Here is a 13093-nt window from a genome sequence, read left to right as displayed (position 1 = left end):
GAATAATTACTCACTAACATTAATTTAACATTCACTTTTTGTTAATTAAGTAATTGCTTTATAAGGTTTTGTTGATTATTTTTAATGTTAACTTAAAGTGTTTATTGAATGATCTTTTGTACAAATTTTTATATTCATGAAACAAATTGTTTGGCATTTTTGCTCTGTAAACTATAGCTGAAGCTCTCATGCAAACATCATGATGATGACTTTTCATGAGAATATAGTGAATAAAAATTAGCTCAAATAAGGAATAGGGCAAATGCACTACACAACAAGTAAAAAACAAGGCTTATTTTCGTTGTCTGCCGTAGCAATAGCACTGACCACTTCGATGTCAGCGTTTGCGGCTCCACCAATGGGATTTGATGAATCTAAGTTACCGACGAAGTACATCGTCAAATTCAAAGAAGATGCAGTCAGCCGTTCTTCAATGGGTGGTAACTCATTCTGGGGGCCACGAATCGCGCAGGAGTCTGTTCTAGAACAGGTGAAGGCACGTAAGGTGGAAAAACTGGGCAATCGCGCCATTTACAGCGTTGAATTGGATGGCGATGACTTAGAGCCGCTTCGCAACCGTAGTGATGTGGAATACGTGGAAGTCGATCCACCTCGCTATTTGCTCAGCGAAACGACCCCATGGGGATATGAAGCGGTTAATGCTCAACTGCTAGCTGACTTCAATGCGGGTAATCGCACTGTATGTATTATCGATTCAGGGTACGACATTTCGCACAACGACCTAAGCGGTAACCGCGTTGCTGGTACTAACGATAGTGGTACGGGATCATGGAGTGATCCGGGTAACAACAATGCCCACGGTACTCACGTCGCGGGTACGATTGCTGCGATTGCCAACACCGAAGGTGTAAAGGGTGTGATGCCAAACCAGAATGTGAATTTGCACATCGTGAAAGTATTTAACGAATCGGGTTGGGGTTACTCATCTGGGCTTGTTAAAGCAATCCAGACCTGTGCCGATAATGGTGCTAACGTTGTGAACATGAGCCTTGGTGGTAGTCAATCAAGCCGAACTGAGCAAAATGCACTGCAAAGTATTTACGATCAAGGCGTTTTATTGATCGCCGCTGCGGGTAATGATGGCAATACAGCGCACAGCTATCCAGCTTCTTATGACTCAGTGATGTCTGTTGCGGCTGTTGATAATCAAAATGATCATGCGGCGTTCTCACAATCTACTAATCAAGTTGAGATCTCAGGCCCGGGTGTGGCGATCTTATCAACGGTTACGGTAGGTGAAGGTAAACTTTCTGATATTACCTTGAATGGTGTAAGCCAGTTTGATCGTGGGATTGTTCCTCACAATCGTTTGATCAATAACGGTTCTTCGTATGTTCCGGATCCAATCGCGGGTTCAGTAACGGCAACGCTAGATAGCTGTGATGTATCTGGCGGTAACGTTAACTGTGGTGATATGTCGGGCAAAATTTGTTTGACTGAGCGTATTGGCAACCAGTCTTCAGGTAACTACCCAGAGGTGGATGCGGTTCAGGCTTGTTACAATGCGGGTGCGCGAGCTGCAATCGTATACAGCAACTCTGAACTACCTGGTTTACAAAACCCATTCTTGGTAGACACAAACAACGCTTATCGTATGGTTTCGGTAACGGTTGATCGTGCATTTGGTCAAGAGCTGTTGGGGTATGTTGGTCAGGAAATTACTGTTGCAACAACCTCTGGTGAAGATTACGAGTACTACAATGGTACATCAATGGCGACACCGCACGTAACGGGCGTAGCTGGCTTGGTGTGGAGTTACCACCCAACCTGTACAGCAGCGCAAGTACGTAATGCCCTAGTGAAAACTGCAACAGATATTGATGTTGCTGGTCGAGACAACCGTACTGGCCACGGCCTAGTTAATGCTGAAGCGGCGAAGCTGTTCTTGGACGCTGGCTGTAATGGACCTGATGGTGGTAGCTCTTCGGACTCTAGCTTCTCAAATACCAGCCCTGTTGCGATTCCAGATAATAAATCTTCTGGCGCAATCAGTGCAGTAGAAGTCGATCGCTCTGGTGATTCAGGCACAGTAAGTATTGACGTTGATATTAGCCACACTTACATCGGTGATCTACGAGTGACTTTAACGTCACCGACTGGTGGAGAAGTTGTACTTCACAATAATACTGGCGGCAGCGCTAACGATATAAAAAACACGTTCCAAGCGGATTTTTCTGGTTTTGAATCGCAAGGTACATGGGAACTAAAAGCGGTGGACAGTGCCAGAAGAGACACAGGCACCATCAACAGTTGGACTCTGACCTTTCAATAAGGAGTGACTATGAAGAAGTTGACCTTACTTTCTTTGTCTGTGGTAGGCGCTACCGCACTATTGGCAATCGGACTGAGCTCAAGCAGCTTGGCAAACAATCAAGGATTTCCTCTCGTGGATGAACGCCAAGATCAAGCCGAGCAGCAACCTGCACGCTACTTTGTTAAGTATCATGAAGGAAAAGAGAGCGAGGTGAGAGCGCTTCTTCGTCAGCACAACATTGAAGTGGTCGACGCTCTGGTGAAACAACACGTGTTGGTTGTGGTGGGTGAACAGGCGGAAGTCGATAAGCTCGCGGATCACGATGCGGTCGAATACACTGAGCAAGAGCCGACAAGAAAGCTGCTATCTAACGGAAGTACGCTTCAATAAGCCAAACTTCCTTGAGATAGTGCCAAAAAGAAAAACGCCCCTCACGTGAGGGGCGTTTGTTTCATTTGTTAGTGGAAGATGAAGATTACGGACGTTCACCTGCCGCTAGGCGACGTTCGATATCTGCAACCACTTCTGGGAAGTCAGCGATCGTATCGATAAGGTAGTGCGGCGAGCTCTTGAGCAATTTTGCACGCGCTTTTTCACGGGCGGCATTAAGCGTTGCTTCGTCCGCGGCTTGGTATTCTTCAAATGTTAGACCTGCTTCGTTACCAGAAAGCAGCAAACCAACAGTCCACATACCGGCGTTGTGACCTTCATCGATGCCCGGTGCAGCGTCATCCACTTTGATACACGCGTTAACGTCCGTTACATTCAGCTCAATCACGTTCTTCAGTGCCATAAATGGTGCTGGGCGACCACCTTGAGGTAGGTCATCCGTTGCTACTACGCAATCCGGTTTGTAGCCGTAATCCGCAGCCACAGGAATCAGCACATCCATCACTTCGCGAGGGTAACCAGAACAAGAACCGATCTTGATGCCTTTGTCTTTCAGACCGTTCACAACTTCAATCGCATTAAGGATTGGCTCTGCGTGGTCAGCCACTTTTGCTTTTTGCAGCGGCATGAATGCTGCGTAGATAGCGTCGATGTCTTCGCTGGTCATTGAGCGACCAAACTTCTCATTCCAACGCTTATCAACCGCAGGAATACGACCCACTGCTTGGATGTGATCCCACTTACCAAGTCCCATTGGTTCGCGCGCTTCTTCAAGGTCGATTTCAAAATCAAAGCCTTGTTTGAACGCTTCCACAAAGATACTGGTTGGCGCAAAAGAGCCGAAATCGACGATAGTGCCAGCCCAGTCAAAGATCACTGCTTGAATTGGTGAGTTGCTCATGTTCAATCCTTTTTCTTGCTTGCCAGAGCGCTGCCTACACATTGGAACTGCGCTCAGGATAAATTGGTTTTTGTTGAGGTCTGTTGACTCTAGGTTTTGTTGACCTTTTGCGGTTAAATTTTGTTCGAGATAAAAGCGTTTTAATCGCGGCGAGAGGTTTGTAGCCTAGTCATTCTAAGCACAACACCTCACAACAAAGAGTAAAACGCTTTTAGCCGAACCCTTCGGGCAGCGTTTGTGGTTCCTTTCTTCTGCGTTATCGGCTTATCAGGTAGGACAGCTACAACTCAAAGCCTCTGCCTTGCATAAAGAACCCACAAACTGCTGCAAAAATCAGCTCAAAAGGTCAACAAAACCTAAATGTAGTTAAAGTCTTTACACACTTTGGCGATCGCTTCTTCGAAGATCGCCAACGCTTCTGTTAGTTGTTCGCGAGTGATGATCAGCGGTGGACTAAGTTGAACCACATTGCCTTGAGAAACTTTGAAGCTCACGCCATTGTTGAGGCATTGGTACAGCACAGCTTCCGCTTCGTCATACGCGCGTGCTTTGCTTTCGTGGTCAGTGACCAGCTCAATGCCCCATAACATGCCGATGCCACGAACATCACCAATCACTGGGTATTTGGCTTTCATCTCCAGCAGCTTTTCACGCATGAACTGGCTGTCAGCTTTGGCTTTATCTAGCAAGCCGTCTTGCTCAATAGCTTCCATGGTTGCCAGTGCTGCAGCACAACCGATAGGGCTTTTCTCATGAGTGTAATGGCCCATGGAGATTTGCTCGGCGGTGTTGTATTTGTCTTTGGTTACCATGGCCGCGATAGGCACTAAGCCACCACCCAAACCTTTACCGATGCAGAGCATATCTGGCTCGATGTCGTAGGCTTGGTAGGTAAACCATTCTCCGCTGCGACCCATGCCATTCGGGATGTCGTCGATGATCAACATGACATTGTGTTTGTCACAGATTTCACGGATGCGTTTCCAGTAGGCTTTGCTAGGCACTTGTACGTCGGTATTACGAACCGCTTCTGCGATAAATGCGCCCACGCCGCCTTCTTTCTCAATCACGTATTCAAGGTAGTCGGCGTAATGCACGTCGCTGCCGTCCGCAATTGGGAAAGCGCCACGGTAAGATACGGCTGGTGGAATACGCTCAACACCTGCCATTAATGGTCCCATACCTTGGCGGAAACACGCTTCGCCACCTACTGAGATGGCATCCAACGATGCACCGTGGAAGGAGTCCCACAGCGACACCACCTTGTAGTTGCCCGTGATATGGCGCGCTAGTTTAAGTGCCATGCCTACCGCTGATGTGCCGCCCGGAGCAAACAACACTCGATTCAATTCGCCGCCACAGATTTGCGTGAGTTTTTCGGCACATTCAATCGCGGTCTCGCTGGTAAAACGACGTGGTGAAAACGGCAGTTTGGCAATTTGCTCTTGCACACGTTTAATCACATGCGGATGACCGTAGCCCAGCTGATGGACGTTGTTGCCATGGAAGTCCATGTACTTTTTGCCTGTAGCATCTTGGATGTAGATGCCTTCCGCTGCTTCCAAGGTATCTAAGCAAGGCGTCGACATGGCTTGATGAAGAAAGACCTCGGAATCGCGCTTCAATAATGCTTGCGTGCGTTCGTCGTCCATCGACGCATTCCAAGCTTGGCGCGCTGGCGTCGTGTTGACATCGCCTTCGCTGCGAAAACGGATCGGTTTGATATTATGAGTCATAACGCTCTCTCAACCAGAAGGCTGCTTTACGCAACTTGCCAGTACATTGCTTTTTCAATCGCACCGATTAAGCGCTCGATATCTGCTGGGTAAACTTCGCCAATGTTGCCGATACGGAAGCAATCTGCGTTCGATACCTTACCCGGATAAATCACAAAACCTTGCTCTTTCAAGCGCGTGTAGAATGCTTTGAACTGGTAATTACTGTGCGTCGGAGAGTAGAAAGAAGTGATGATTGGCGAGTGAAGGTCATCACTCAGTAGCGGTTCGAAACCCAGAGAACGCATACCTGCAACCAGTGTTTTCTGGTTAGTTTGGTAGCGGTTATGACGAGCCTCAATGCCGCCTTCTTGTTCCAGTTCTAGCAATGCTTGGTAGAAAGCGCGAACTGTGTGCGTTGGAGACGTGAAACGCCATTTGCCGTGGTTCACTTCCATACAGTGCCACTGGTCGTAAAGATCTAGGCTCAAAGAACGCGCCTGACCTTGGCACTTTTCTAGCTCAGTTTGTTTCGCAATCACAAAGCCAAAACCCGGTACGCCTTGAATACATTTGTTTGCAGAGCTGATCATAAAATCGATGCCTAGCTCAGCGATATCGATAGGAATGCCACCAAAGCTCGACATGGCATCGAGAATCACCACTTTACCGTGTGCTTTCGCTGCAGAAGCAAATGCCTCAATTGGGTTAAGCATGCCAGTGGTTGTCTCACAGTGAACAATTGCCACGTGTGTGATAGCAGGATCCGATGCCAATGCAGTTTCCACCTCGTTCAAGTGTGGCTGTGATGTTTCGCCTGGGGAAACTACATGGCATGGAATATTCAGGTAATCAGCGATCTGAGCGATACGCGCACCGTAAGCACCGTTGTCGACAACCAACAATTTTCCCTCTTTGCCAATGGCACTGCCAATCGTTGCTTCTACTGATGCGGTGCCGCTACCTTGCATTAGTACGCTGGTGTAGCCGTCTTGCTCCGTCGCCAGTTTTACAAGCTTAGTGCGGATCACTTCTACAATGTCTTTGTTGTATTCATCATCCCAAGTACACCAGTCTTTCAGCATGGCTTCACGTACCGTTTCAGAAGTAGATAGAGGACCTGGAGTCAGTAGTAGGTATTCGTTTTTCATCTCGATTTCCATCAGAATAAGCTAATTGGTCTACACCAAATTTCGAGTTCACTCTAGCGAGGAAGAAAAGGGCAGTAAATAGGCGAATCTTCAATTTCATAAAACTTTAACATCCAGAAAATAGCGGATCAATTGAACGATTATTCATCGATAATTTTCGTAAAACTGCCATTTAATGGTCATGATTTCGTCATAAAGGCTCAGTAGGGTGTATATCGTCAACTGGTACAGACCAAATGAAAACTTAGCCAAATTAACTGGAGAAAATGATGAAAAACCGTTTGATGAAAGGATCGCTGGCTGCACTTGTCTCTCTGCTAGCTACGAATGCAATGGCAGCACAGGAAGTCACGGTTTACACCGCTTTCGAAACTGACATTCTTGCGAAATACAAGTCTGCGTTTGAGAAAGATAACCCAGATATCAAGATTAAGTGGGTTCGCGATTCCACCGGTATCATGACGGCGAAATTGCTGGCAGAAAAGAACAACCCTCAAGCGGAAGTGGTTTGGGGTCTAGCTGGCTCGTCAATGGCACTGCTTAAAGATGAAGGCCTTCTTAAGCCTTACACACCAAAAGGTTTGGAAGAGCTGCACGCGAACCTAAACGACCCTCAATCAAACCAAGCTTGGTTCGGTAACGATGCGTTCTTTAACGCAGTTTGTTTTAACGAAGCGGTAGCGAAACAACTTAACCTGCCTAAACCAACGTCATGGGAAGACCTAACGAAGCCGGTTTACAAAGGTCACATTGCAATGCCGAACCCAGCGTCTTCAGGCACTGGCTACATGCAGGTTTCTGCTTGGCTACAAAACATGGGTGAAGATCAGGCATGGAACTACATGCGTGACCTAGACAAGAACATTGCACACTACACGCACTCGGGCTCTAAGCCATGTGTTCAAGCGGGCATGGGTGAAGTGGCTATCGGTATTTCGATGGCAAGCCGCGGCGCGAAGCTGAAAACACAAGGCGCACCACTAGCGGTTATCACACCAAAAGGTATCGGCTGGGAATCAGAAGCTGTTGGTCTAGTAAAAGAGTCTGATGCAGCGAAACGCGTTGTCGACTGGTCAATCTCTAAAGCAGCAAACGAGCTTTACGTAGAAATGTACCCAGTGGTTGCACATAAAGAAGTGAAAGCGACAGTTTCTAACTTCCCGAACGTTCAAGAGAGCATGGCGAAGATGGACTTCGCGCAAATGGGCAGTAAGCGTGCAGAGATTCTAGCGGCATGGTCTGAGAAGTTCGACGCGAAATCAGAGCCAAAGTCTTAATCGAATTTGCTTTGAGTTGAATACTGAAATCCACCTCGGTTGAGGTGGATTTTTTGTTTTTAGAAGAGGTGAGAGTAAAAAGCCTAAAAGTAGCAACCCCACCTAACCTCCCCTTGGCTTTAACTTCGGGGGACTACAACAGTCATGCTGGTAAAGGGGAGGGACTGGTTCTGCATTCGCGGATAGTTTAATTCACAATGCAACATCCAATGTGCTGAAAATAGATTCTGAATACTCGCCTAGGCTCTTTCAGAATGACGTTGGGAAAGCACGGAGCGCACCGCAGCAAAGAAAAACTCTCCCCCTTGATAACCACATTTAAATGCTTGGCAAAGCATGTCGAGAAAAGGGGGAGTTGGAGGGGGTTGCAAGCACCTACCTCGACGTTAAGCAACCCCACCTAACCTCCTCTTGGCTTCAACTTTAGGGGACTACAATAGTCATGTTGGTAAAGGGGAGGGACTGGTTCTGCATTCGCGGATAATTTAATTCACAATGCAACATCTAACACGCTTCAAGTAGATTCTGAACACTCGCCCAGGCTCCTTCAGAATGACATCGTGAAAGCACTGAGCTAACCGCAATAAAGAACAGCTCTCCCCCTTTATAACCACATTCAAATGCTTGGCAAAGCATGTCGAGAAAAGGGGGAGTTGGAGGGGGTTGCAAGTTTGGAAACAAACCCCATCTCCCTTCATCTATTTGTCATCTTCTGGCTATAAATTTGTCATTGGAACGTAACACTCCAAAACTAAAGTTGGTATATACCATTTGGAGCGTGTGTTATGTCAACTAACCAACATTACCTAAATATCGAAAATGTAGTGAAGCAATTCGGACAGTTCACTGCATTAAAGAAAATCTCGCTAGCGATTGAAAAGGGCGAGTTCGTTTGTTTTCTTGGTCCTTCTGGCTGCGGTAAAACCACTCTGCTACGTGCCATTGCAGGTTTAGACTTGCCAACGTCTGGTGCGATTTTTCAAAACGGTCAAGAGACCACATTCCTACCACCAGAGAAGCGCGATTTCGGCATCGTATTCCAATCTTACGCGCTGTTTCCGAACCTAACTGTGCAAGAGAACATTGCAGTGGGTTTGAAGAACCAAGGAATGTCGACCAAAGAAGCGTTAGAGAAGGTGGATTACTGGTTAGAAACCATTGGTCTTCCAACCTCTGGCGAGAAATTTCCTAACCAACTTTCTGGTGGTCAGCAGCAGCGTGTTGCCTTGGCTCGTGCATTGGCGCTATCTCCGGGTCTACTGTTACTTGATGAGCCGCTGTCAGCGCTGGATGCAAAAGTACGTGTTCACTTACGTGACGAGATTTGTAAGCTGCAACGCAAGCTTGGCATTACCACCATCATGGTTACGCACGATCAGGATGAAGCGTTGTCGATGGCGGATCGTATCGTGGTAATGAACCATGGCGTGATTGAGCAAGTTGGCACACCTCAAGAAATCTACCAACAACCAGCAACGCGCTTTGTCGCTGAGTTTGTCGGCAGCATGAACTTTATTGAAACCTCAGTAGCAACGGACTCCCAAGTACGCATTGCAGAAACCCTAATGCCAGCGCCAAGCTTGACCAATCGTGAGATCCAACGTGGTGACCGCTTCGACCTTGCGGTGCGCCCTGAAAGCATCAAGTTCGTTGAAAACTACAACAACTCTTTACCTGTGCGAGTGACGGCTACCGAGTTTCTAGGGGCGTTTTTCCGCATTGATTGCGTATTACAAAACGACAGCTCAACGAAAACCATCGTCGTGGATGTGCCTGTGGAAACGGTTCAAAAACTCAATATCAAGGCGGGCGATGTACGTTACATTCAGTTTGCTGAAGAAGGGCTGCATGGTTACGCCGTGCCCTCGGTTGATAAAGCGCTAGCGGCGTAGGTGTAAACATGGATGCGAAGACAATGACGATGAATAGCCTGACCACACAAGACAAAGCAAAATCACTACTCGGACGTGTCAGCCGCGACAACCTTGTGTTGTTTGGTTTGCTTGCTGGTTTGTCGACCATGATGGTGCTGTTCATCTTAATGCCGCTTTGGGCAATGTTGACCAAGAGTGTGCAAAATGCCAATGGCGAATTTGTCGGATTGGCAAACTTTGCGACGTACTTTTCCTCTTCAAGCTTGTGGGTGTCGGTGGGCAACACCTTCACTTTGGGCGTGATTGTGACCTCGGTAGTGGGTGTGCTTGCGTTTGGTTATGCCTACGCGCTGACTCGTTCCTGTATGCCGTTTAAAGGTTTGTTTCAAATCCTAGGTACTGCGCCGATTCTCGCGCCTTCGTTGCTACCAGCGATCAGTTTAATCTTCCTTTTCGGTAATCAAGGCATTGCCAAAGAGATGCTGTTAGGAAACTCGATTTACGGCGTGATTGGGATCTCGATGGGTTTGATTTTCTGGACCTTCCCTCATGCATTGATGATTTTGACCACTTCGCTGCGCACTTCAGATGCCCGCTTGTATGAAGCAGCCCGCGCACTGAAAACTTCACCCATCAAAACCTTCTTTATGGTGACGTTACCTGCGGCGAAATACGGTTTGATCAGTACGCTTATCGTGGTCTTTACGCTAGTTATCACGGACTTTGGTGTGCCGAAAGTGATTGGTGGCAGCTACAACGTTCTGGCGACTGACATTTTCAAGCAAGTGGTGGGACAACAAAACTTTGCCATGGGGGCGGTGACCAGCATTATGCTGCTATTTCCAGCGGTAATGGCGTTCGGCGCAGACCGCTGGGTTCAGAAAAAGCAAAAGAGCTTATTTGACACTCGCTCGGTGCCTTATCAGCCAGAACCTAACAAAGCGCGCGACAGCATTTGTTTGGTTTACTGCAGCATCATTTCTATCGCAGTGTTGGCAGTGCTAGGCATGGCGGTGTATGGCTCGTTAGTTACGTTCTGGCCTTGGAACAAAGCGCTGACGCTAAACAACTACAACTTTGCCGAAATGAGCACTTACGGTTGGAGCCCATTCTTCAACTCGCTAACGCTGGCAGGTTGGACAGCGGTTATTGGTACAGCCATCATCTTTGTCGGTGCTTACTGCATTGAGAAAGGGCGTGCGTTCGGTCCAATTCGTCAAGTGATGCAAATGCTCAGCGTGGTGCCAATGGCGGTTCCGGGTATGGTGCTTGGCTTGGGTTACATCTTTTACTTCAACGATGCGAACAATCCTCTGAACGTACTTTATGGCACCATGGCATTCTTGGTGATTAACACGGTAGTGCATTACTACACAGTGGGTCACATGACCGCCCTGACAGCGTTAAAGCAGTTGCCATCGGAGATTGAAGCCACTGCGGCATCGGTGAAGCTTCCTCAATACAAGTTGTTCTTTAAAGTGACATTACCTGTGTGTTTACCTGCGATTTTGGACATTGCGACTTACTTGTTTGTTAATGCATTGACCACCACTTCTGCGGTAGTATTCCTTTACTCAACCGATACGATTCCGGCTTCGGTCTCGATTCTGAATATGGACGATGCAGGTCAAACTGGCGCTGCAGCGGCAATGGCTGTCATGATCATGATTGCTGCCGCGATTGCGAAGATTGTTCAGATGACTTTGGGTAAATTGTTAGAAAATCGCACACAAGCTTGGCGCAAAAGATAAGGACACTTCGTGCAATACGTAAAAATTAAAGATTCGATTGTTGAACAGATTGAAGCGGGCATGCTATCGCCGCGTCAAAAACTGCCAGCAGAGCGTAAGTTGGCGGAATCGTTCGATACTACACGCGTCACTCTGCGTGAAGCTTTATCACTGCTAGAAGCGGAAGGTCGAATCTATCGCGAAGATCGCCGAGGCTGGTTTATCTCACCTGAGCCATTGCGTTACGACCCAACCCAAACGCTAAACTTCCCGAACATGGCGAAAGCGCAAAATCGTGTGCCAAAAACGGAGTTGGTTGCAGCAAAAGGGACGTTGGCAAACAAACAAGCGGCGCGTTTGCTGGACTTGCAGCCTTTCTCGGATGTGTATCGAGTTGACCGTGTGCGATACCTTGAAGATAGACCTGTGGTGTTCGTAACAAACTACATTCGCCCAGAGTTGTTTCCGAACCTGTTGGACTACGATTTATCAAATTCACTGACGGACATTTATCGCGAGCATTATGGCGTTACATATCAAAAGATTCGCTACCGCATTTCAACCAGCACTTTGTTGGGTGAAATGGCTCAAGCATTGCGCGCGACAGCCGGCACGCCAGCGATGGTGGTGGAGCGCATCAACTACAACCAACACGGTGAGTTGATTGATTGCGATATCGAGTATTGGCGACACGATGCCATCAGCATTGAATCTCTGGCGGAACTCAATCGTTAAGTGGATTTTCTCATTATCTAAGGCTCCATCTCGGGGCCTTTCTTTTATTCAGACAGGAACATTGAAATGGATTTGTTGGCGATTGGTCTCGTCGTTTTCTCTGCTGTTCTTCATGCGGGTTGGAATATCCTTGGCAAAAGCAACTCTGGGTCAGGGCTCGCGTTTACCATGGCCGCCAGCTTTTCTGCATGTTTCATTCTTACCCCTTATTTGATTTGGTATTTGGCAACCATTGGCTGGACATCATTACCGAGTGAGTTTTGGGGATTGCTGTTCATTAGCGGCATTTCACAAATGGTTTATCTGGTTGGTTTGATTGTCGCTTATAAGCACGCTGATGTGGGGGTGGTTTATCCGATTGCTCGGGCACTGCCTGTGATGATGGTCGGCGCAATCAGTGTTGCATTGGGACATGAATTATCTAGTCAGCAGTGGCTTGGATTCTTACTAATTACTCTTGGTTGTATGCTGGTACCACTGACGAATTTTCGTCAGATGACATTGGGCTCTTATTTGAACGTTGGTGTGTTCTGGGCATTGATTGCCGCAATAGGCACAACGGGTTACTCGGTAGTCGATAAAGAAGCGCTGAGTTTACTCACAGGACAAGCATCAGAGATCTTGAATGATCAGTACAGTGCGATCTTTTACTTGGGCGTGCAGTTTTGGGCAATTGGTATCCCAGCCCTTGTGTGGTGCTTAGTTACGGGCAAGCTAGATGAGATTAAGACCGCGTGGCAGATCCGCAAAACAGCCAGCATGGCAGGGGTAATGATGGCATCCACCTACGGTTTGGTACTGTTTGCGATGACCATGACCGACAACGTCAGTTTGGTCGTGGCACTAAGGCAAATTAGCATTGTGTTTGGATTGTTTATGGGGATTTGGTTTCTATCTGAGAAATGGTATCTCACCCGAGGGCTTGGTGTTACTTCGATCGTGGCGGGGATCATTCTTGCGTTGACGAACTGACTCATATTGATGAAAGAAAAAGGCAGCAACTCAGGCCATCGCGGCCTTTTTCTTTTTTAGTTTTTGGGGAAGG

At 47.5% G+C, this 13093-nt stretch carries 10 protein-coding genes; 7 read left to right on the top strand and 3 right to left on the bottom strand.

From position 1 onward, the window contains the following. Positions 1-262 precede the first annotated feature (262 nt). A complete protein-coding gene (locus tag R7P64_RS09325; RefSeq protein ID WP_167415751.1) occupies positions 263-2293 on the top strand; it encodes a S8 family serine peptidase in 2031 nt (676 codons plus the stop codon). 9 nt (positions 2294-2302) lie between these two features. Further along, the gene (locus R7P64_RS09320) at positions 2303-2665 is read left to right on the top strand and encodes an ATPase (RefSeq protein ID WP_318118840.1); all 363 of its coding nucleotides are present in this window, start codon (positions 2303-2305) and stop codon (positions 2663-2665) included. 85 nt (positions 2666-2750) lie between these two features. Here the strand turns inward: R7P64_RS09320 and phnX are convergent, their stop codons facing one another. From phnX to phnW, 3 genes are all read right to left on the bottom strand, one after another. Next, complete coding sequence (phnX, locus tag R7P64_RS09315) at positions 2751-3566, bottom strand: phosphonoacetaldehyde hydrolase (RefSeq protein WP_318118842.1); 816 nt, start codon at positions 3564-3566, stop codon at positions 2751-2753. A gap of 356 nt (positions 3567-3922) precedes the next feature. Then, a complete protein-coding gene (locus R7P64_RS09310) occupies positions 3923-5302 on the bottom strand; it encodes an aspartate aminotransferase family protein (RefSeq protein ID WP_222712013.1) in 1380 nt (459 codons plus the stop codon). Between the two features lie 26 nt (positions 5303-5328). Beyond that, positions 5329-6432 carry a 2-aminoethylphosphonate--pyruvate transaminase gene (phnW, locus tag R7P64_RS09305; protein ID WP_318118844.1) on the bottom strand — a complete coding sequence of 368 codons (1104 nt, stop codon included), beginning with the start codon at positions 6430-6432 and terminating at the stop codon, positions 5329-5331. A 266-nt stretch (positions 6433-6698) separates the two neighbouring features. Between phnW and R7P64_RS09300 the strand changes: the two genes are divergently transcribed. The 5 genes from R7P64_RS09300 to R7P64_RS09280 all read left to right on the top strand — a co-directional run bounded on the left by R7P64_RS09300 (position 6699) and on the right by R7P64_RS09280 (position 13020). Beyond that, the gene (locus tag R7P64_RS09300; protein ID WP_256913476.1) at positions 6699-7709 is read left to right on the top strand and encodes a putative 2-aminoethylphosphonate ABC transporter substrate-binding protein; all 1011 of its coding nucleotides are present in this window, start codon (positions 6699-6701) and stop codon (positions 7707-7709) included. Between the two features lie 785 nt (positions 7710-8494). Then, positions 8495-9601 (top strand): putative 2-aminoethylphosphonate ABC transporter ATP-binding protein, encoded by a 1107-nt coding sequence (locus R7P64_RS09295; protein ID WP_025768029.1) that lies wholly within the window; start codon positions 8495-8497, stop codon positions 9599-9601. A gap of 8 nt (positions 9602-9609) precedes the next feature. Continuing rightward, on the top strand, positions 9610-11334 hold the full coding sequence (locus R7P64_RS09290) for a putative 2-aminoethylphosphonate ABC transporter permease subunit (RefSeq protein WP_005445406.1): 1725 nt from the start codon (positions 9610-9612) through the stop codon (positions 11332-11334). 9 nt (positions 11335-11343) lie between these two features. Beyond that, positions 11344-12048, top strand: a complete 705-nt coding sequence (gene phnR, locus R7P64_RS09285) for a phosphonate utilization transcriptional regulator PhnR (protein ID WP_005374048.1) — start codon at positions 11344-11346, stop codon at positions 12046-12048. A 66-nt stretch (positions 12049-12114) separates the two neighbouring features. After that, positions 12115-13020 (top strand): EamA family transporter, encoded by a 906-nt coding sequence (locus R7P64_RS09280; RefSeq protein WP_318118847.1) that lies wholly within the window; start codon positions 12115-12117, stop codon positions 13018-13020. Positions 13021-13093 lie beyond the last annotated feature (73 nt).

The organism is Vibrio sp. 2304, assembly GCF_033339475.1.
Taxonomy (GTDB): domain Bacteria; phylum Pseudomonadota; class Gammaproteobacteria; order Enterobacterales; family Vibrionaceae; genus Vibrio; species Vibrio alginolyticus.
This window is presented reverse-complemented; position numbering and strand designations above follow the sequence as displayed.